The sequence below is a fragment of the Cohaesibacter sp. ES.047 genome (genome assembly GCF_900215505.1).
GTDB lineage: Bacteria > Pseudomonadota > Alphaproteobacteria > Rhizobiales > Cohaesibacteraceae > Cohaesibacter.
In genome coordinates this window covers 3,053,289-3,072,915 of sequence record NZ_LT907844.1, presented here as the reverse complement: position 1 = coordinate 3,072,915, position 19,627 = coordinate 3,053,289, and the positions used below count along the sequence as shown (strand labels likewise).

General features: G+C 56.4%; 17 protein-coding genes. 5 read left to right on the top strand and 12 right to left on the bottom strand.

Annotated elements, in window-relative coordinates; translation table 11 throughout:
* Window positions 1-126 precede the first annotated feature (126 nt).
* From CPH65_RS14055 to CPH65_RS14025, 7 genes are all read right to left on the bottom strand, one after another.
* A complete protein-coding gene (locus tag CPH65_RS14055; RefSeq protein ID WP_157747694.1) occupies window positions 127-1,182 on the bottom strand; it encodes a ribonuclease I in 1,056 nt (351 codons plus the stop codon).
* 170 nt (window positions 1,183-1,352) lie between these two features.
* Window positions 1,353-1,835, bottom strand: a complete 483-nt coding sequence (locus tag CPH65_RS14050; protein WP_096174141.1) for an ATP F0F1 synthase subunit B — start codon at window positions 1,833-1,835, stop codon at window positions 1,353-1,355.
* 11 nt (window positions 1,836-1,846) lie between these two features.
* Window positions 1,847-2,428 (bottom strand): F0F1 ATP synthase subunit B, encoded by a 582-nt coding sequence (locus CPH65_RS14045; RefSeq protein ID WP_096174138.1) that lies wholly within the window; start codon window positions 2,426-2,428, stop codon window positions 1,847-1,849.
* Between the two features lie 174 nt (window positions 2,429-2,602).
* Window positions 2,603-2,830, bottom strand: coding sequence for a F0F1 ATP synthase subunit C (locus tag CPH65_RS14040; RefSeq protein WP_096174135.1), 228 nt, complete (start codon window positions 2,828-2,830; stop codon window positions 2,603-2,605).
* A 96-nt stretch (window positions 2,831-2,926) separates the two neighbouring features.
* Window positions 2,927-3,679 carry a F0F1 ATP synthase subunit A gene (locus tag CPH65_RS14035; RefSeq protein WP_096174133.1) on the bottom strand — a complete coding sequence of 251 codons (753 nt, stop codon included), beginning with the start codon at window positions 3,677-3,679 and terminating at the stop codon, window positions 2,927-2,929.
* A gap of 119 nt (window positions 3,680-3,798) precedes the next feature.
* On the bottom strand, window positions 3,799-4,161 hold the full coding sequence (locus CPH65_RS14030) for an AtpZ/AtpI family protein (protein ID WP_096174131.1): 363 nt from the start codon (window positions 4,159-4,161) through the stop codon (window positions 3,799-3,801).
* A gap of 370 nt (window positions 4,162-4,531) precedes the next feature.
* Window positions 4,532-5,482, bottom strand: coding sequence for an IS481 family transposase (locus CPH65_RS14025; protein WP_096172544.1), 951 nt, complete (start codon window positions 5,480-5,482; stop codon window positions 4,532-4,534).
* A gap of 319 nt (window positions 5,483-5,801) precedes the next feature.
* On the opposite strand from CPH65_RS14025, the gene CPH65_RS14020 reads away from it, so the two are divergent.
* Together CPH65_RS14020 and CPH65_RS14015 are read left to right on the top strand one after the other, a co-directional pair.
* Complete coding sequence (locus tag CPH65_RS14020; RefSeq protein ID WP_096176417.1) at window positions 5,802-7,418, top strand: insulinase family protein; 1,617 nt, start codon at window positions 5,802-5,804, stop codon at window positions 7,416-7,418.
* Window positions 7,419-7,434: 16 nt separating this feature from the next.
* Complete coding sequence (locus tag CPH65_RS14015) at window positions 7,435-8,904, top strand: pitrilysin family protein (RefSeq protein WP_244574411.1); 1,470 nt, start codon at window positions 7,435-7,437, stop codon at window positions 8,902-8,904.
* Window positions 8,905-8,942: 38 nt separating this feature from the next.
* Here CPH65_RS14015 and CPH65_RS14010 read toward each other — a convergent pair whose 3' ends face one another.
* Both CPH65_RS14010 and CPH65_RS14005 read right to left on the bottom strand, forming a co-directional pair.
* Window positions 8,943-9,785 carry a DUF2066 domain-containing protein gene (locus CPH65_RS14010; protein WP_157747693.1) on the bottom strand — a complete coding sequence of 281 codons (843 nt, stop codon included), beginning with the start codon at window positions 9,783-9,785 and terminating at the stop codon, window positions 8,943-8,945.
* 28 nt (window positions 9,786-9,813) lie between these two features.
* Window positions 9,814-11,610 (bottom strand): acyl-CoA dehydrogenase, encoded by a 1,797-nt coding sequence (locus CPH65_RS14005; protein WP_096174126.1) that lies wholly within the window; start codon window positions 11,608-11,610, stop codon window positions 9,814-9,816.
* Window positions 11,611-11,978: 368 nt separating this feature from the next.
* On the opposite strand from CPH65_RS14005, the gene CPH65_RS14000 reads away from it, so the two are divergent.
* The 3 genes from CPH65_RS14000 (at window position 11,979) to CPH65_RS13990 (ending at window position 15,916) form a co-directional block, all read left to right on the top strand.
* A complete protein-coding gene (locus CPH65_RS14000) occupies window positions 11,979-13,004 on the top strand; it encodes an L-threonylcarbamoyladenylate synthase (protein WP_096174124.1) in 1,026 nt (341 codons plus the stop codon).
* A gap of 206 nt (window positions 13,005-13,210) precedes the next feature.
* Window positions 13,211-13,663, top strand: a complete 453-nt coding sequence (gene mscL / locus CPH65_RS13995; protein ID WP_096174122.1) for a large conductance mechanosensitive channel protein MscL — start codon at window positions 13,211-13,213, stop codon at window positions 13,661-13,663.
* A gap of 231 nt (window positions 13,664-13,894) precedes the next feature.
* Window positions 13,895-15,916 (top strand): bifunctional UDP-sugar hydrolase/5'-nucleotidase, encoded by a 2,022-nt coding sequence (locus CPH65_RS13990; RefSeq protein ID WP_096176415.1) that lies wholly within the window; start codon window positions 13,895-13,897, stop codon window positions 15,914-15,916.
* Window positions 15,917-15,979: 63 nt separating this feature from the next.
* On the opposite strand, the gene CPH65_RS13985 is transcribed toward CPH65_RS13990, so the two are convergent.
* The 3 genes from CPH65_RS13985 to CPH65_RS24875 all read right to left on the bottom strand — a co-directional run bounded on the left by CPH65_RS13985 (window position 15,980) and on the right by CPH65_RS24875 (window position 19,501).
* On the bottom strand, window positions 15,980-16,387 hold the full coding sequence (locus CPH65_RS13985; RefSeq protein ID WP_096174119.1) for a VOC family protein: 408 nt from the start codon (window positions 16,385-16,387) through the stop codon (window positions 15,980-15,982).
* Between the two features lie 125 nt (window positions 16,388-16,512).
* Window positions 16,513-17,919 carry a hypothetical protein gene (locus CPH65_RS13980; protein WP_096174117.1) on the bottom strand — a complete coding sequence of 469 codons (1,407 nt, stop codon included), beginning with the start codon at window positions 17,917-17,919 and terminating at the stop codon, window positions 16,513-16,515.
* Between the two features lie 127 nt (window positions 17,920-18,046).
* Complete coding sequence (locus tag CPH65_RS24875) at window positions 18,047-19,501, bottom strand: OmpA family protein (RefSeq protein ID WP_096174114.1); 1,455 nt, start codon at window positions 19,499-19,501, stop codon at window positions 18,047-18,049.
* Window positions 19,502-19,627 lie beyond the last annotated feature (126 nt).

Genomic DNA, 19,627 nt, shown 5'->3' with positions numbered 1-19,627 from the left:
CAACACGACAAAAGGCCTGCCACCTTTTCTCTAAAGCAGCTCGTCAGATGCGATTGAAAGACAAAATGGGCTCGCTCGCTTGACGCGCGCGAGCAATTTCTCGTCGCAGAGCAAAGTGCACTTCAGCTATTCAACCGCCAAAATGCGCCCCTTGTTGCAGGGCTCATACTTGCTGAAGCTCTTTCGTTTTGGAGACGCCAGCATCAGTCCGCCAAGATCACTGTCCTTGGAGATCGCGCCACCCAGTCCAATGAAGAGCTGCGATATGACATTTTCCCCGTCGACCTTCTTGCATTCAATATTAACCCGCTCGCTTGCCCCCTCACCAAAACTCTCGTCGAGCGCCGTCTCGATTTCCTGACGGGTGACGACTTCGCCCAGTCGCGCCTTGAACAGGGTGCCGACAGCAGACGCATTGAGCTGATCGATGAGACTGAGGGTTTCCTCGAAATATTCGTCTGGATCGGACTCGCGGTCCGCCGTGCTCAAAAAGTCTTCATAGCAGGTGCCGTGCTTGTGCCACTCGTGATATTGCAGATCGGATTGGACACCCGGCATCGTGACGGCAAGCCGTTTCATGATAGCGGGATCAATGGCGACCGGAGTCCGATTGGATTCTCCACCCTTGCAGGATTTCGGGCCGCTCCCATCGCAAAAGCAGGGGAATTGCTCCCGATCATCAAGATCATCTGGCCAAAGTCCATGGATCGAGAATTGCGTTGCGTCTGGTCGGTCAGCGGTCTGGCTCTGACATTCGGCTTTGCTTTGGCCTGTTTTTGTCGCACAGAAGGCCGGCTCCCAACTGGCTGCGAGTTGGTTCTCGATACTGTCCGGTTCAACCGTGGTGGTGACATGAGTGGGGGTGTCAGGTGATGACGGGCCATCTTGCGGCTGTACTGTGAGAATGCCGCAAGATTTGGCCACCCAGCGCTCCTTGGGTGCCGGTGCATCGGGCAAAACGATGCGGTAGTGGGTTGCGTCTTGCTTGTTTTTCGACAGGAGGCGATAGACGCTGCCGGGGTTCGTTTTCATCCCGCCCGGATTGTCACTTGTCAGTTTCCTGTTGGCCTCGCAGGCCTTGGTGGCAACAAAGGATGCGCTCATTTTTACTTCAGCTTGTGCGTTGCCCACACAAAGCGCTGCTGCAAGCACCACAGCAAGCCCCGAAACGTAATATTTCATTGCTCCCTCCCTAACCCCACGATTATCTTTCATACGCCACCATACACGCAATAGATGTATGAGCAAGCCCATAAGTTGTGTCAGTGTTGTGAAGGGCGCAAAGAAAAAGCCGAGGCACTTAGGCCTCGGCTTTTGAAATCTCTTATCATCGCGTGGTTGCGTAGTCAGAATCAGTTGAGCTTGGTACCAACCTCGGCAATAGATGTCTGCACGAGGTCTGAACCGGTCTGCCCTTCCATCTTTTTTGCAAGGATCCGTTCGGATGCCTTGATGGCCAGATCCGTTGCCGCGCCCTTAACGTCAGCGATTGCCTGAACTTCGGCCTGAGCAATCTTTTCCTCAGCCTGCTTGGTGCGACGGGCCACATATTCGGAAATCTTGGCCTTAGCGTCCTTTTCCATGGCTTCGGCTTCGCGTTTGGCCAGCGTGATGATCTCTTCCGCTTCGCCTTCGGCTTCGCGGGCCTTGCGCTGATATTCTGCCAGCAAAGCTTGGGCTTCTTCGCGCAGGCGACGAGCCTGATCGAGTTCATCCTCAATCAGCTTGGCGCGTTTGTCGAGGCTCGAGGTGATCATGGAGGGCCCCCCCATCTTGATCACGATGCCAAGAAAGACCACCAGTGCAATGAAGGCCCATAAAGTTGCGTCACCCATCAGGTCCCTCCTCAGTTTGCCTTGGCGGCCTTGATGGCCGAATTGATTTCACGCTTGCCGACGCTGGATCCCATGATGGCTTCCAGAACGGCTTCGGTCGTGCTCTGGGCGATTGCATCCACTTCGCTCATCGCCTCTTGCTTGACAGAAGAGATCGTCTCATCTGCCTCAGAAAGCTGTTTTGCGATGCTCGCTTCAACCTTTTTCAACTCAGCATCGCTGTGGGCTTTGGCCTCCTCGCGTGCTGTATGAGCAATGGCATGGGCTTTCTGGCGCGCTTGAGCAAGCGATTCTTCGTACGACGCAATCGCTTCGTCCGTTTCCCGTTTCAAGCGTTCGGCTTCACCCAGATCACTTGCGATCCGATCACGCCGAACTTCCAGAATGTTGGCGATGCGCGGCAGCGCCATCTTGGACATCAGATAGTAGAGAAGTCCAAAGGTGATGGCCAACCACAGAAGCTGCGACCCATACGTGGTCGCATCGAATGGAGGAAAAGCCGCACTATGTTCGCCAATATCCACTTGCTCAGTGGCACCATGCGTGTTTGCTGCCAGAGGACCCGTTGCTGCAGTGGTCTCGTGCTCAGCCATCCTTGTCTCCCAGTCAAAAGCCAGAGCCGCCGTGAGATCAGATCCCGGACTTACGAGCTGTCATCGATTGGCATCCTGCGTCAGGAGACGTGTGTCTCTTGACGACTGATGCAAGCCGAGACGGCTTCTGACGTCATTTGATTCTTCTGTCTTGCCTAATCTCGAGAAGTGAAATTAAGCAACGAAGATGAGCACAAGTGCGATAACGAGCGAGAAGATGCCAAGACCTTCTGCAAGAGCGGCACCAATCAGGGCGTTGGTGAACTGTGCAGGTGCGGCGGACGGGTTACGCAGAGCGCCGCTCAGATAGTTCCCGAAGATGGTCCCAACACCGATACCGGCGCCACCCATACCGACACATGCGATACCAGCACCAATCAGCTTTGCTGCTTCAGCTTCCATTGTGATCTCTCCTATTTACGTCAATTCGAGAATTCGAGTTTGAGATTGTTTGTATGTTGGTTCGAAACTGTTCCACACGGACCTGGTTGCTTCGCCTTAGTGAGACGGGTGGATCGCATCATTAAGATATACGCAGGTCAGGATCGTAAACACATATGCCTGCAGGACTGCAACCAGGAATTCCAGAGCTGTCAATGCAACCGTAAGGGCGAACGGGAACAATGCCGCGAACCAACCCAGTGCACCTGCCGCAGACAGCGAGACCACAAAACCGGCAAAAACCTTGAGCACGATGTGGCCTGCAAGCATGTTACCGAACAGACGCAAAGAGAGGCTGACCGGACGAGACAGGAATGACAGAACTTCAATGAGAGCGATAAAGGGCGCAAGAGCAACCGGCAGACCGGACGGCACGAACAGCTTGAGGAAGCCGAAGCCATTGCGCATGAAACCGTAGATTATCACAACGGAGATCACCAAAAGCGCAAGAGCACCGGTCACCACAAGGTGGCTCGTCACGGTGAAGAAATAAGGCATGAGGCCAATCAGATTGGCAAACAGAACGAACGCGAACAGCGAGAAGACAAAGGGGAAGAACTTCATCCCTTCGGTCCCGGCTGTGTTTCGTAATGTACTGGCTACCAACTCATACATGAGCTCGGCCATGGACTGCCAACGGGTCGGCACAAGGCCGCGACCAGACGTGGACAGGATCAGAAAGGCGGAGATCGTCAAAACAATTGCGATCATGAATAGTGCGGAGTTCGTCATTGCGAACTCAACGCCACCGACTTCACCCAGAGAGAAGAATTTCTGAATCTGGAACTGATGAATCGGATCGTTGGCCACGTCGCCTGCCCTCTTTCAATCTGTTGCTTTTCGGATCTGCCCCATGACAGTCCGATCACTTATCATTTTTGGACAGATCCCTAAAAGGGGGTGCCTATCCGATTAACTTGCTGCACCAATCATGCCCCTCCCGGAGGAGGTAATTTACCCGCAGCACGAAGCATGTTTAGCATGCCTGCCACGAAGCCGAGAAGAAGGAAAATGATCAATCCCCAAGGCGACCAGCCAAGCCACATATCAATCAGATAGCCGATAACACCGCCAACGAGCACTCCCGCGATGAACTCTGCACCCAAACGCCAGGCCAATGCGAACCCGGAGCTGTTGCTTTGTCTCTGCGCCTGCTGCCTTTGCTCGGCGTCCTCCTGCGAACGGAGTGTCGAGAGTTGGGCATTGAGTTGTTCGAGACGTGTATCTAGCTTTCCGTTGTCCTGACCTCCGGTGGATCGCTCCGAATTTTCAGCGTCTTTGTTGCCTTCCATTCCGATGCCATCCCGCAGTAGTTCAAGACGGGCGCACCATAATCGCGGGGCCGTGGGGTGTCAAGATAACTCCCCCCTACCTTAGTTCATTGTTATATATGTATTTTTCTTTGTTTTAGACAAAAATAGCAAACAATCTTCGCCCAATTGCGAATGCGGCTGTGCAATAAGCCCACATAAATTAGGTGGAAATCCTGAGATATCGTCAAAAGAATCACGCAACAGGGAGTTTCAAGGCCGGGATTTCGGCCAACTGGCCGGGTCCCAGAGCGCTCTCTGTCTTTACTTTAGTTATAAATCGATTACATCACGTTCATCGCAACCTGATTCCTCGACTCAACGCACGTCTCACCAAGACACCGCGAAGACACTAGTTGTTCGGTCCCGGGATTTGATGGATCGGATTCATTTTGAATCTTTCCGGATCCTCTGTCCACTTTTTGCAGATAAATTCGTATGGGGTCAGGCCCCTTAGCGTCTTCAATCGTCTAGCGAAGTTGTAGGCATCTATGAAAACAGCCAGATGCTTCTGGAGTTGCTCGTGATCGTCGTAATGGAACCGTTTGACGGTGGCATCCTTAATAGTCCGGTTCATCCTCTCGACCTGACCGTTGGTCCATGGGTGCTTCACTTTTGTCAGGCGGTGTTCAATGCCGTTTCCAGTGCAGACCCGGTCAAAGATGTGCTGGAACTCATGGAGATCGCGAGACCGATTGGTGAACTGGATGCCATTGTCGGTCAGAACAGTATGGATGGTATAGGGCACAGTGGCGACCAGATTGCGCAGGAACTGTGCAGCATTCATCTTTCCTGCCTTGGTATAGAGTTCAACGAAGGCATACTTGGAAGTCCGGTCAATAGCCACAAAGAGATAGAGCTTGCCTTCAGCTGTCTGTACCTGGGCAATATCGATATGGAAATAGCCGATCGGATAGCTCTTGAAACGCTTCTTTGGCTGCTTGTCGCCTTCGACACTCGGTAGTCGCGAAACTCCGTGTCGTTGCAGGCATCTGTGCAGTGAAGAGCGCGTCAGATGCGGGATTGTCGGCTGGAGTGCATAAAGGCAGTCGTCGAGAGGCAACAAGGTATGCCTGCGGAAGGCGACAATGGTCGCTTCTTCTTGCCGCGAAAGCACAGTCGAACGTGGCTCCTTCGGTCCGGTTCTTAAGTCCGCTTGTGAGGTGCGCGTCTTCCACTTGACGACCGTTTTCTGATTGATGCCGTATCGCTTGGAAAGCACTCTCAGGCTCTCTTGACTATTTTGTATTGCTCGACGGACTGCCTCTGTCGTCGTGGCGCTGCCGTGTAGAACTTGGCCCATAGTGCTTCCCTCCATTCAAATGAGAAAGGTGCACCATCAAAGCATGGGATCAAACAACTAGTGCCGCAGGTCTGTCTGGCCATTTATCTGCAGGTTCGGGGTAAAGTCTTACGAAGTTTTCATTTGGGTATGGTCAGTTTGCTTCTTACTTATGGAAGAGCTGCCACAGCTTTGCCGCATCTGACACGTACCTGAGGGATGAATGGTCGGGACGAGCGATGCGCCCGCCCGACGCTGAGAGATCCTCATGCTGCTTAATTTGGAGAGATGAATGCCCGCAAGAGCCCATTCGCGCAAATTGACCGCGACACTTCTGTTGATGACCGGCAGTCTTATGAGTGGAGCGCCTCTGGCGCTCGCAGCGTCTCAAGAAACGAACGCTCCGCCGATCGCTTCCGAAACCGCCGTGCAGCCCATTGCGGGAAGCAACACGGTCAGCCAGTTGATCGGCTCATCTCTGTCCGAACTTCCGGACTTTGGCAGTAACTTCTCTTCCTTTACTCTCGACAACGGGCTTCAGGTCGTTGTCATTCCAGACCACCGGGCTCCGGTCGTCACGCACATGGTCTGGTATAAGGTCGGGGGCGCTGATGAAAAACGCGGCGAATCCGGCATTGCCCATTTTCTTGAACATCTGATGTTCAAGGGCACACCGGACCATCCAGACGGAGAATTCTCCAAAATCGTCGCTTCTATCGGCGGTGAGGAAAATGCCTTCACCGGTCATGACTATACGGCCTATTTCCAACGCGTTGCCAAGCAGCATCTAGGGCTGGTGATGGAGATGGAAGCGGACCGGATGGCCAATCTGGAACTGAGAGAAGATCAGGTTCAGCCCGAGCGCAAGGTGATTCTGGAAGAGCGCGCGATGCGCATTGACAACAATCCCTCTGCCCAGTTGAGCGAAGCTTTGAGCGCTGCTCTTTATCGCAACAATCCCTACGGCGTTCCGGTTATCGGCTGGGAGCACGAGATGGAGCAGCTTGATCGCAAGAAAGCCCTCGACTTCTATAATCTTTACTACACGCCCAACAATGCAATTCTAGTGGTTGCTGGCGACGTGACCGAGAAGGAGGTGCGCAGCCTTGCCAAGCAAACTTATGGCCAGGTCAAGCGCCGAGCCGAGCCGGGTGAGCGCGTGCGCGCTGTCGAGCCGCCTCAACTCACGGCGCGCTCCTTGGTGCTTCGCAATGAACGTGTGCGCCAACCAAGTGTCCGCCGCAGTTACATGACCCCGTCTGAGACCACGGCCAAAGCGGGCGAATCATCGGCGCTGGATCTGTTGGGCTACATCATGGGGTCGGGTACCAATTCCCGGCTTTACCAATCGCTGGTGGTCAAGGATGGTGTCGCGGCCTCCGCCGGGGCCTATTATCAAAGCGGCGGGCTGAACGACACACGCATGATCTTCTATGGCACGCCCTCGGCCAACCATACGGTTGACGACGTGCTTGCAGGAATCAAGGCAGAGATCAACCGTCTGGTGACCGAAGGCGTTACCAAGGAAGAGATGGAGCGGGCCAAACGCTCCCTTCTGAGCGAGACCTTCTATGCTCAAGACAATCAGGCAGCCCTTGCGCGGATCGTCGGCTCCAACCTGACAACCGGCTCCAGCCTTGAAGACATCAAGAGCTGGCCAGACCGCCTTGCCAAGGTGACGGCAGAGGATGTTGTCGGTGCCGCAAGAACCTATCTGCAGGAACATCGCTCCGTGACCGGCTATCTGCTGCCGCCGGAAACGAAGGTCGCCGCTGCATCACCTATGCCGAAGGCGCGCGATATGGGCAAGCCGAAGGAAGCGCCGCGGGCGTCGGTCAAAGTACCCAATCCGAAGTCGCGGCCGGTCGGGCATCCCAAGCCCAAACCAGACACATCCGACCAGACGCAGCCTGAGGCCGCAAGCAAAGCCGGCCCAAAAGCAGAACAAGCAGAGTAGAAGGACAGGGCAACCGATGATTAAGAGACATTCGAAACTTGCTTCCCGCCCTCATCGCACCTCGCGTGCCAAGGCTGCGGTGGCATCCAGACAGCAAGCCGCCCATCGCGTCTTCATCATGGCCAGCCTTGGCTGCCTGATACTGCTGCTCAGCTGGTCACTGGCACAAGCCACCGAGGTGAAACGCGTTGTCAGCGACAAGGGCGTGGTCGCCTGGCTGGTAGAAGATCACACGGTGCCGATCATCGCGATGGACTTTTCCTTCTCCGGCGGCACGGCACAGGATCCGAAAGGCAAGGAAGGCACGGCAACGCTGTTGACCAGCCTTCTTGACGAAGGCGCGGGAGACCTCGACAGCGTCGCCTTCCAGACAGCTCTTGAAGAAAACGCCATCAAGCTCAGCTTTGATGCCTCAAAGGACCGATTCTACGGCTCCTTGCGCACCTTGAGCCCCAATCAGGATATGGCCTTTGATCTTCTTGCAAAGTCGCTGCAAAGCCCGCGCTTTGATAAGGCGCCGGTTGAGCGCATGCGCGCAACCTGGATCGCTGGTGTGAAACGCAATGAACGTGACCCGAATACGATTCTGGCTGAGAAGTTCCGCGAGGCCGCCTACCCCGGTCATCCTTACAGTCGGCCGTCGAAGGGAACCGTTGAATCCCTTTCCGACGTCACGATCGACGATATCAAATCCATGCACTGGGCGATCATGAGCCGCGATGACCTGACCATTGGCGTCGTCGGAGCGATTGATGCTGACACCCTGAAAGGATTGCTGGACGAGGTCTTTGCTCCGCTGCCGGACAGTGGCTCCTTAAAGCCGATCGAAGATGTGACCCTTGCCCGCTCTGGCTCCATTCACGTCCCGTTTGATGCACCACAAACCTCGATCCGCTTTGCCGGCCCCGGCATTGACCGCCACGACAAGGATTTCTATGCAGCCTATGTGGTCAACCATATTCTGGGTGGTGGCAGCTTCTCGTCTCGCCTGCATGAGGAGATTCGCGAAAAACGCGGCCTCGCCTATGGTGTCTCTAGCTATCTGGCCGGTTATGATCACTTGAACCTGTTTGCCGGAGGCATGCAGACCCGAGCGGACAACACCGAACAGGCCGTGCAACTGGTAAAGCAGGAAATCGCCCGTCTCGGCAAGGAAGGCCCGACGGCGGAAGAGTTGGAGTCGGCCAAGAAATACCTGATTGGCAACTATCCCTTGCGCTTTGACAGCTCGTCCAAGATTTCCCGGCAACTGGTCGCACTGCAGGATAGCGATCTCGACATTGACTATTTCGACAAGCGCAACAGCTACATTGAGGCGATTACGCTTGAAGACGCCAAGCGGGTTGCCAAGCGGTTGCTTGATCCGTCCAAGCTGCTGCTGGTCACCGTCGGGCAGGAAATGAAACATGCTGAGGCCCCGAAAGCAGAACCCGACAATGACAATCTTGTTGCGCTAACGGGCTCTGAAAAGGCCGCAGGCCAGTAAGAAACAAGCCGCGCCGGACTGTGTCGATCCTCAATTGATCAGTCCGGCGCGGCGGACAGCATCTCGACGCTGGCCCAAACCGCGTCCGCCAGCACCTTGTCGAAGGTGCCGATGTCAACGCTCCAGTTGATGAGCCCCTTTTGATTGTCCGCCATCAGAGGCATGGGTTCGCCATCGCGCAACAAAGCCCAACTGGATGACCAGTATCCTTGCTTCGTGACATCCATTCGGCCCGTAAGCATGACTGGCTTTGCGCCTGAAGCGGCTTCATTGCTGGACGGCAGGTGAAGAGAAACGGCGGTGCGCCCTTCAAGGCTTTCAATCACGGCCCGCTGTCCCCACCCACGTTTCGATGTCTGGGTCAGGCGATAGGTTTCCATACCGTCGTTTATGGTCAGATCGATGCCAATGGTGGGCCGCCCCGCGAGCCAAGGCGAAACCCCTTCCCTTGCCAGCAAGGCATCAATATCATCCCGACGAAACGCCACCGTGAAGAGAAAAGAGCGATCTCGTGTCCCCTGTTCGTCGGAAATCTGAATGCCCTTTTTGCGGTCAAGATAGGTGAAGTGGTCGACATAATCGCTGGCGGCTTTTCGGGCAGCCATCAAGGCGGGTAATGCCATCAGGTGTTGCCGCCCCGAAACCTTGGAAAGCACCAGTTCGAAGCATTCGCGAATGCCGCGGGCGCGTTCGGAGAGATTGGTCTCGCCGGTGATGATCGTGGTTGCCTGATAGAGCTTGGCGGTCTCAGTGGACAATTCGGATGCCGCAACGGGCTGGGCTGACCACACCATCGAAAACAAGATCATGAACCGGGCAATTGTTTCGCTGCGTTTTCCTTTGGCCTTGATGTCAGATGACGAAGGTGAGCGATTGAACATGGGCGTTCTCCAGCAAGAAGATATCCGCCTATTCAACCTTGAATAAGGCATCACTGTCCAGTACAGCTTTTGCTCCATTGACCACGACGTCCATCAAAGCGGTCGTTTCCGTAGCCAGATTGGTGGCAAAGAAATGCGCCATGGCAAGGCGTCTATCGGCAGATACGTCGCCAAGCTCGCGAGCTTTCATGGCGCCTTTCAAAAGCAGAATACCGCCAAGGGTCAGGCCGAAAAGGCGTTGGTATGGCGTCGCGCCAGCGAGGGCCTGTTCCATGCGCCCTTCCTTCAATGCTGCCTGCAGCCAATCGGTCGTGAAACGCAAATCAGCGAGGCTTTCTGCCAATAGCGCTCCCACCTTGGCCAATGACTTATCTTCGCCGGTTTCGGCGAGCGAGGCCCAGCTTGCCAGTTCGGCCATCAATTCCTTGACCGCAAGACCCTCTGAAAGCGGCAGCTTGCGTGTGACGAGGTCAATCGCCTGAATACCGTTGGTTCCCTCGTAGATGGACGCAATGCGACTGTCGCGAAGAAGCTGCGCAGCGCCCGTCTCCTCAATGAACCCCATGCCGCCGTGCACCTGTATGCCGAGCGAAGCGACCTCGGTGCCCAGATCTGTCGAAAGGCTCTTGGCCAGCGGTGTCAAGATGCCCGCGCGAGCGCTCCAGACTTTAGCAGCCTCAGCATCGCCTGCGCTGTCAGTTAGAGCGGCCCGGTCCAACGCGTTGGCGCAGGTGTAGCAAATGGACCGAATGGCCTCTGTCTGTGCCGCCATGGTCATCAGCATCCGGCGCACGTCCGGATGGACGATGATCGGCTCCATTTCGCCGCCTTTGGGTGCACCGACCGACTGGCCCTGCCGCCGATCCATGGCATAGTCGCGCGCCATCTGAAAGGCGCGTTCCGCGATACCGACCCCTTGGGTTCCGACCATGAGGCGGGCGTTGTTCATCATGGTGAACATGCAGGCGAGACCGCGATTTTCCTCGCCGATCAGCCAGCCGATCGCGCCGCCATTGTCGCCAAATGACATGGTGCAGGTCGGTGAGGCATGAATGCCCATCTTGTGTTCAAGACCAACCGCCCGTACATCATTTCGCTCGCCAAGGCTCCCGTCATCAGAAACCGGATATTTGGGAACAAGAAACAGGGAAATGCCGCGTGTGCCCGCCGGAGCATCGGGCAGACGGGCAAGCACCAGATGAATGATGTTGTCGGTCAGTTCGTGCTCGCCATAGGTGATAAAGATCTTCTGCCCGGAGATCCGATAGGACCCGTCCCCCACCGGCTCGGCCTTGGTTCGCATGCCGTTCAGGTCGGACCCGGCTCCCGGTTCAGTCAGGTTCATCGTGCCCATCCACTCGCCAGTGACAAGCTTTTCAAGGTATTTGGCCTTGAGCTCGGAGGACGCGTGTTTTTCAATGGCCTCGACGGCACCGGTGGTCAGCGTCGGGCCGATGGCAAAGGCCATGGATCCCTGATTCCACATGTCCGCGGTGGCTGTTCCCAGTTGAAGAGGCAGTGCCTGTCCGCCAAAGTCCGCCGGTCCTGTGAGCGCGTTCCAGCCACCTTCGGCCCAATCATGATAGAGGTTTTTCCAGCCCGGCGGGGTCGTGACCACACCGTCTTTGAGGGAACACCCATGCCGATCCGACATGGCCAGCTTTGGTGCGATTTCTTCGGTGTTGAAACGCCCGGCTTCTTCGAGGATGGCATCGATCAGGTCATCGCTCAAATCGGGATAGCAGTCTTCCGCGATCATTTCGGACAGCCCTGCCACGTGTTTGAGCGTGAACGCCATGTCCGTAACAGGTGCGCGATAAGCCATTTGTTTCCTCCTTGTGACACATCCGGCTCATCAGCCCGATACGGCACTCCCTTTGTCATTCCCCATCCATCATCAACACGACGGGCAGTCATCCATCACCAATCGACCGCCTTCAGGATTTGTATTGTGCGGCATTCAAGCGACGGCAACGATCCGTGGCACAGTAGAAAGTCATTGACGTAAACGTCAAGTCGCACCATCTCAGCCCTTTGTTCTACAGAACGGCTTTATCCACGCATGAAGCCATCAACAATGCTCCGGTCGGCCACATTCGCAAGAAGCTCTGGACCCGAAAGCCCAAGTCTCTTAAAAGACATTCACTTTTCGGCCCCTTATGCTGCGTGACAGCGCGCAAGACATCGAGTGCAATGACAGACCAAACGCCCCTGTGGCACCCGCATTCCTTTTCGATTGATGCCCGGAGTGGCAAGGCCCTTGAACCGCTTGCGGATGAAAGCGGCTTTGAGGTGGCCTGTCAGTTGCTGGAAAAAGGGGGACTGGTCGCGGTTCCAACCGAGACCGTCTATGGCCTTGCGGCCGATGCGACCAGTCCGGCAGCGGTGGCGCGTATCTTTGCGGCCAAGGACAGACCGAGTTTCAATCCGCTGATCTCCCATTTACCGAGCCTTGAGGCCGCCAAGGCCCACGGCCAGTTCAACGAGGCCGCCTTGCGGCTCGCCAAGGCCTTCTGGCCCGGCCCCTTGACGCTGGTCGTTCCGCGCGCCCCGGCAAGTCCGATCGCCGATCTGACGTCTGCGGGTCTCGAAACAGTGGCTCTGCGCGTGCCGGATGCGCCCTTGATGCGCGCCCTTGCCTATCGGCTCGACAAGCCGTTGGCGGCTCCCTCAGCCAACCGCTCCGGACGGGTCAGCCCGACCACTGCCAGCCATGTGGCCGAAGAACTCAACGGACGGGTGGATTTGATTGCTGACCTTGGTCCTTGCCGGGTGGGCGTTGAATCGAGCGTCGTGCTTTGTTCTGGCGATCACCCGGTCACGCTTCTCAGGCCCGGAGGCATTGCGACCGAAGCTCTTGAAGCGGCTCTCGGGGCGCCTCTGATCAAGGCCGGAACAGATGATCAGGCGCCGAGCTCCCCCGGCATGCTCAGTTCACACTATGCACCCTCGGTGCCGGTTCGGCTCAATGCCACGCATATCAACGCGGGAGAAGCGCTGCTCGCCTTCGGTCCTGATTTGCCGGAAGGCTCGGCGCATGCCGCTGTGATCCTCAACCTGTCTCCCGCCGGCGACAGTTTTGAAGCCGCGCAAAAGCTCTTCGCTGGCCTTCGGACTTTGGACCGGGACGATGTCAGCGGCATTGCCGTTGCTCCCATCCCCAATGAGGGCCTTGGGGAAGCGATCAACGACCGGCTGCGGCGCGCGGCGCATCGTTGATCAGGCCACCGGGTCACCTCTCACGCTCATTTCCGACTGTCAGTCATTTTGCTCAATTACAGATTGTGAACCCTGCGGTCTTGACGTAGGGTTTTCGCGTGGACGCTGCGTGCCTGAAGGTCGGGCCGCCACGTGCATTTTGAGAAACTGCGATCCAGCCTTCAAAAGGCGTATGGGGAAAAGCACCGCCCCTTGAGGAGATGTGGATGATCCAAGAATTCAAAGAATTCATTGCCAAGGGCAATGTCATGGATCTGGCGGTTGGCGTCATCATTGGCGGCGCCTTCGGCCTGATCGTCAAATCATTGACGGCTGATATTATCATGCCGATTGTCGGCATGATCTTTGGCGGTCTCGATTTTTCCAATTATTTCATTCCGCTATCCAATACCGTCACCGCGACAACCCTTGATGCCGCCAAGGAACAGGGCGCGGTGTTCGCCTATGGCAACTTCTTCACGGTCTTCATCAATTTCCTTATCCTTGCCTGGATCATATTCCTGATGGTCAGGATGGTGAACAGGATTCGCTCCGAAGCCGAGGAACGCACGAAGAAGGCGCAGGAAGAAGAAAAAGTCGAAGAACCCGCCGCGCCGCCTCCGGCAGACGTTGCTCTTTTGACCGAAATCCGCGACCTCCTCGCCAAGCAGTCGAGCTGATACCGCGCGACGGATTCTGCTCCAAACGTCAGCCTGTACACCATCAAGCACCCGCCTCATCCATTGGGGCGGGTGTTTGTGCATGAAGCCAGTCTCATCCGCCAACGAGGCCTTTTGGGTGCGTTGTCATCAAAAGTTTATCTTGCTGTCGTGCATTCGAAATACGGTGATGATGAAGGTCGCGTCATCATTCCTTTTTGGCGATTCCCAAATCAGTTGAAAGACATTGAGATGACTGCTTCCCACAAAGATGCCGCCTCAGGCCTGAGCCGCCGCGGCCTTCTGCTCGGTGGCGCTGCCATTGCAGCGACCGCCGGACTTTCCCCGTTTCTGACCTTCCGCGCCGAGGCCAAACCATCCGTTGGCGAATTGGCACTTGTCCCCGCAACGCCGAACCCGCTTGGCACCATCGACAAGCTGTTCCTTCTCAAGGGGGATCCGCTTGCCTCTCCGATCAAAGCCATTGTCGCTGAAGACGGAAGCGCGGTTCCCGCTGCGGTTCTTGATGAAGGCGAACGCCGCGTCCTGCGCGTTCTGCATTTCAACGACATGCACAACCACATCACCGACCTGCATGGCAAGAAGGGCGATACACACCGCCTCGCCCAGATGGTCAAAATGGTCAAGGAAGCCAAAGCAGGCGCGGCTGAAAACGAATCCGTCCTGTTCGTCTCTGCTGGCGATGACCACACCGGTTCGGTCTTTGACGAGTTGATGGGCTGGAGCCCGGACGAGTTCATCGCCGATGCCAGCTACCGGGCCTATAGCGCCGCCGGTGTCGATATCGCCGCGCTGGGCAACCACGAGTTTGACCGTGGCGCAGAGCTTTTGAAAAAGGGCAAGGATGTGGACGCGAAATTCCCGCTCCTGTCCGCCAACGTCCATTCCTCGGCCCATATGAAGCGCGATGAGGATTACACCGCTGCGGCCGTCGCCGACATCAAGGGCCTGCGTGTCGGGCTCATCGGTCTGACCACCAACATCGACACCCGCGTTGGCCAGCCTGAAGACCCGACGCTTGCGGTCGAGCGCCCGATCAAGGCCATCAAGAATGTGCTTCCAGCGGTTGCCTCCATTTCCGACGTGGTGGTGATCTTGTCCCACTGCGGCTACGGCATCGGCAAGCACACGTCCGGCAAGGCCGCGACCGAACGCGAGATCGGTGATGGCGATTTCGCCATTGCCAAGATTGCGTCCAAGCTCACAGACAAGCCGATTGTCATCGTTGGTGGCCATACCCACACCGAGCTCAACACCGATGGCATCGACGAGACCAACCTGATGGATGGCGTTCTCATCACGCAGGCCAAGGCCCACGGAGCCTTCCTTGGCGACATCGCAATGTCGATTGCCGCTGGTCAGGGCCGCAAGGACTGGTATAGCTCGGTCTCTCTGCACGGCATCAAGAAAAGCGATGTACGCGTCAAATCTGACGATGAGACATATACCTCCCTGCAGCAAGCTGGCGATTGGGATGCCAAATTCAAGGACGGAGTTGTCGCACCCCTCCTCAAAGTGCTGGAAGTCAAACTGGCTGAAACCATCGGCATGGTCGAAGCAGGCACCCTCAACAAGGATGCGACCATTGCAAGCCGCTATATCGGCGAGAATGCGCTCGCGAACTTCATGAATGATGCAGTGGTTGCCCGCTCGGTGACCTTCCCCAATGGCAAGGTGGACTTTGCCCTGTTCAACGCGACCGGACTGTCGGCCGGTGTTGCCAAAGGCCCGTTGACCTTCAAGGACTGGTATGACGTCATGCCCTATGCGGATGCGATCCATGTGGCGACCATGACCGGCGCCCAGATCCGCGATCTTTTGCAGAACAACGTCACGCGCCTGTTGCGCCCGGAAGAAGAGGAAGCCACCGACAAGAGCGGCTTCGTCTCACGCGGCTTCCTGCATTTCTCCTCAGGCATTCGCTACGAGATTGAGCTTGGCGAGAATGCCAAATCCGCAAAGGCGGTCAATATCACGCTCAATGGTCAGCCGATTGAAGATGTGCTCGACATGGAATTCACCATGGCGATCAATACCTATATCGCGCTTGGTGCGTTCGGCGAGACATGGAATGGCAAGCCGATCAGCGGCGGTGTGAAGGGCGACATCGCCAGCATGGACTTGCGGGCGCTCGACTATGACCACACCGGTCTTGTCTATCGCAACGAGGTCATCGGCTACATCCGTGACCAGAAGACGGTGACAGAGGCCAATGGCGCAAGCCTTGATGGCCGTCTCGCCGTTCTGAAGTAAGACAACAATGGCCGGTGAGACAAACACTCACCGGCCATCTCGCTTGTCGCAGCACCAAAAGTGCTAGCGCGGCACGTAGCTCAGCTCGAGGCGATTGCCGCCCGGCTCATAAACCATGCAGTGGATCTTGGGGCCTTTGCCCGAAAGCTCGGGTGCGAATTCCACCGTCACATCCGGCCAGTTTTTCACATCCTCGAACAGTGCATTGAGCGCTTCTTCGCTTTCCATCTTGAGCGCAAAGTGATGAAGGCCGATGTTGGTCTGGCGATCAAAGCCCGTCGGGCTGTCGGTTTTCGCCTGCCAGAGCGTGATCATGGACGTGCCATCGGAGATGTAGGCGGATGGATAGTCGGGATTGCCACCGACCTGCTTCCAGCCAAGACAATCGGTAAAAAAGGAAAGTGAGAGCATCAGGTCTTCAACGGTCAGCCCGAGATGATCGATACCGAGGGTTCTTGCCGTTTCTGCCATATATTGGCCTCCTTGCTTTCTAGGAAACATCGCTTGGTGGCGATGGAGCAAAAAATGGCGCGGATCGCTCCGCGCCATGTTCTTAAATTTGGCTGTCTTCTTGACAATCAGATCCGGAGATTGAGCTATTTCGAGCTGTCCACATCGCCCTTGTCAACGCGTTTGGAAAACTCGGTTTCCTCCCCTGCTGCCAACAACTTGGCCTGTTCGATCCAGTCTTCTCGATCAATCCGACCCTTGAAGCTGAGCAAGGTGGACACCCAGTTGATGTGCGCGCGATTCCACTTGGCGATCTGATCAAAGTGATAGATGCCCACATCATTGAGCTTGGTCTCGATGACTTTGCCCACCCCCTTGATGCGTTTAAGGTCATCGGCGCCGCCTTTTCGCGCCTGTTTCATTGTACGAGGCTTCTTGCCTGCCACATTGGCCTTGTCTTCGGCTGAGGCATCCTTGGGCAAAGCAGCAATGGCGGCTGCAATCTTGGCGTCCTCATCCTCCTCGGAGGTGGCCTCTGCCTTGGGTTTGGCAGTCGCTTTGCTGGCGGTGGCTTTCTTGGATTTAGGCTTTGCTGCAGGCGTTGTGGAATCCAGCTCTTTTTCGCCGGGGGCTTCCGCATTTGCAGCGGCTATGCGCTCGTCTTCGCCCACCTTGGAGGCAGCGGCCTCTTTGGGTTCGAGAATGCCATCGATATTCAACTGCGCCGCGTCAGGTTCGCCGACTGCAATGGCGTCGTCTGCCGACAAAAGCCCCTTGGCCTGCGGTATCCACTTTTCGCGATCAATCCGGCCCTTGAAGCTGAGGAAGGTGGTCACCCATGCAACCTCGTCCCGGCTCCAGTTTGCAATCTGATCATAGTGGAAGATGCCCAGATCGTTGAGCTTGCCTTCAATGACCTTGCCCACGCCCTTGATGCGTTTGAGATCGTCGGAATTTCCCTTTCGGGGTTTCTTCAGCGCTTTTGGTTTTTTGCCAACGGCGTCCGCCTTCTGCTTGCTCGTTGCATCCTTGGGCACGGTCAGAAGCGCCGCTGCAATGCGCGCTTCCTCGGCATCAGGGTCGACCTCGGCGCCTTCCGACATCTCGTCGAGCTTCACATCCGCGCTGGCGTCCACACGGGCCATCAGACTGTCTTCATCGACATCTTCCTGAGAGGACAAAGCCGCCTTGGCAGCCTCTGCGGCCTTGAGCACGGCTTCAGAGCGCTCTTCCGTCTCGTCGCTGATAGACGCCGCCTGCTGGTCCGCTTTCTCATCCTGATTTGCCTGTTCGGCAACCAGAGCCTCTTTGGTCTCCTCAGCCAAAGCTTCCGCCACCGCTTCTTGATCTGCAGCAAGCGCTGCGGTGGAGGCACCAACAGCGACACCCGGCGTCGGCGTGGCAGCGGTTTGCAGCTGGTAGGCCGTTGTCTTTGACGGCTCGCGTGCTTCAGGCTTGGCGCGCATTGCCTTGCGTACGACATAACCGATGAGCATGCCAATCAGCACTGCGATGATGATCAGGACGAGAGCCTGCCAGAAAAATGCTGTCATGATGTCCCCCTATTTACCTTCCGGATCACAGGCGATCCAGCCAATAACCACGCCAAGCATCAGCCCCAGAAGGAGCATTGGATAGAGGTTCGCGATAAGAAATCCCATGTCTTCAACTCCTTTGGTATCACTGTGTCAGAATGACGAATTCAATGCGGCGGTTCTTTGCCTTGCCTTCGGGGGTGTCATTGCTGGCAACCGGCTGATCTTCGCCAAAACCCTTGGCTTCGAGACGATCAGCGGTGATGCCTGCACTGACGAGATAGTCGGCAACCGCCCCCGCCCGACGTTCGGACAGGGCCTGATTGGCGGCGTCATCGCCGTCGCTGTCGGTGTGGCCTTCAATCTGAATGCGATTATCGGTGCAGCGGCGTGCAGTATAGATGAGCGTATCGAGCAGGCCGAAGGAGTCGGGTGAAATGGCTGCCATGCCGGATTCAAACAGGATGGTGTTCGTCTCGAGTGATGATCTGAGCAGGCGCTGGCATTGCTCGGCATCGACTGTCTCTCCCGGAGCGGCAACGCGCAGATCGGTATTGAGTGCTACACTCGCCGGCAAGGCGTCCTGCAACCCACGCATCACGTCTTCAAGAGCTCCGCCGTAGAAGGCACCGCCGGTCAGATCAAGACCATTTTCGGTCAGGCTGGCGGATCCCTCTTCAAGGCGGCTGACCGCCTGCAGAATGGCGACCGAAGACCTGCGATAGTCATCGTAGCCCAGATTGGCAATCTTCTCGCCTTCGCGCACATCAAGCCCTTCCGTCACCACGCTGGTGCCGAACTTGCGATTGGCAAGATCGATGACCGTGTCCTTGATCTCCTGGCTCGGCATCAACCCCATGATCCGGACCCCGTCTGCACTGCGCGTGATCTCCAGCCCGTTGACTGTAGTCGCAACCGGCTTGACCATGTCCTCAGGCGCCTTGGGCTCGGGTATCTGGAAGTCAAACGATATGCCTTCCAGGTCAGCGGCTGCGATCTTTTCCTGCGCCGCTTTGAATTTGGCAATATCGGCGGGATTTCCGTCTTCCAGCTGTCCCGTGATGGTCAGGGTGTTATCGAGCAGGAACGCCTTGGCATTGTCCAGCGATGACAGAAGGTCCGTCGTGAATTGAACGACATTTTCAATGTTGGCGGGGGCACCGCGCGCCGCCTCGACCTGTGTCTGGACCAAAACGCCGGGCATCTTTTCTTCCATTTCCGACGGCAGGGTTCGGGTCAGGCGATAGGGAAGATAGCCGATGATCGACACCTGATCATCATCCCGCACCAAGCCCCATGAATAAGGAGATTGGGTCTTGAGTTCTTCGGTCTCGTTGCTGACCGTTCGAACGCCCCACTCGGCATCGAGAAGCTCAATCGCCCAGCTGGCTTCATTTTTCTCTGGTTCGATTCCGGTAAGGGTGCCATCGCGGCCAGAGAAGGAGATGTTCGCCCAATCCATGCCTTTATCCTGCAGAACAGCCTGAGCCCTCTTGGTAAGATCCGCCTCGATCTTATCGGTTTCGCTGAATAGCGTGATGGCTGTAACAGCACAGACCGCCACGACGCCCGGGACAACCCAGCGCTTTAGGATTGACATTGCGACTGCTCCTTCGTTCGATCCGGTGCGCGATATGATGTTGCATCGCCCACCGGTCCCTCATCGTCCAATGATCAAACACACTAGCCATTTTCCGAGTAAGGTCAAAGGCAATCCACAGGGTCG

Bases quoted from the DNA above. Each gene is read 5' to 3' on its own strand.
- CPH65_RS14055 (WP_157747694.1), bottom strand. From the start codon at position 1,182: ATGAAATATTACGTTTCGGGGCTTGCTGTGGTGCTTGCAGCAGCGCTT.
- CPH65_RS14050 (WP_096174141.1), bottom strand. From the start codon at position 1,835: ATGGGTGACGCAACTTTATGGGCCTTCATTGCACTGGTGGTCTTTCTT.
- CPH65_RS14045 (WP_096174138.1), bottom strand. From the start codon at position 2,428: ATGGCTGAGCACGAGACCACTGCAGCAACGGGTCCTCTGGCAGCAAAC.
- CPH65_RS14040 (WP_096174135.1), bottom strand. From the start codon at position 2,830: ATGGAAGCTGAAGCAGCAAAGCTGATTGGTGCTGGTATCGCATGTGTC.
- CPH65_RS14030 (WP_096174131.1), bottom strand. From the start codon at position 4,161: ATGGAAGGCAACAAAGACGCTGAAAATTCGGAGCGATCCACCGGAGGT.
- CPH65_RS14025 (WP_096172544.1), bottom strand. From the start codon at position 5,482: ATGGGCCAAGTTCTACACGGCAGCGCCACGACGACAGAGGCAGTCCGT.
- CPH65_RS14020 (WP_096176417.1), top strand. From the start codon at position 5,802: ATGACCGGCAGTCTTATGAGTGGAGCGCCTCTGGCGCTCGCAGCGTCT.
- CPH65_RS14015 (WP_244574411.1), top strand. From the start codon at position 7,435: ATGATTAAGAGACATTCGAAACTTGCTTCCCGCCCTCATCGCACCTCG.
- CPH65_RS14010 (WP_157747693.1), bottom strand. From the start codon at position 9,785: ATGTTCAATCGCTCACCTTCGTCATCTGACATCAAGGCCAAAGGAAAA.
- CPH65_RS14005 (WP_096174126.1), bottom strand. From the start codon at position 11,610: ATGGCTTATCGCGCACCTGTTACGGACATGGCGTTCACGCTCAAACAC.
- CPH65_RS14000 (WP_096174124.1), top strand. From the start codon at position 11,979: ATGACAGACCAAACGCCCCTGTGGCACCCGCATTCCTTTTCGATTGAT.
- mscL (WP_096174122.1), top strand. From the start codon at position 13,211: ATGATCCAAGAATTCAAAGAATTCATTGCCAAGGGCAATGTCATGGAT.
- CPH65_RS13990 (WP_096176415.1), top strand. From the start codon at position 13,895: ATGACTGCTTCCCACAAAGATGCCGCCTCAGGCCTGAGCCGCCGCGGC.
- CPH65_RS13985 (WP_096174119.1), bottom strand. From the start codon at position 16,387: ATGGCAGAAACGGCAAGAACCCTCGGTATCGATCATCTCGGGCTGACC.
- CPH65_RS13980 (WP_096174117.1), bottom strand. From the start codon at position 17,919: ATGACAGCATTTTTCTGGCAGGCTCTCGTCCTGATCATCATCGCAGTG.
- CPH65_RS24875 (WP_096174114.1), bottom strand. From the start codon at position 19,501: ATGTCAATCCTAAAGCGCTGGGTTGTCCCGGGCGTCGTGGCGGTCTGT.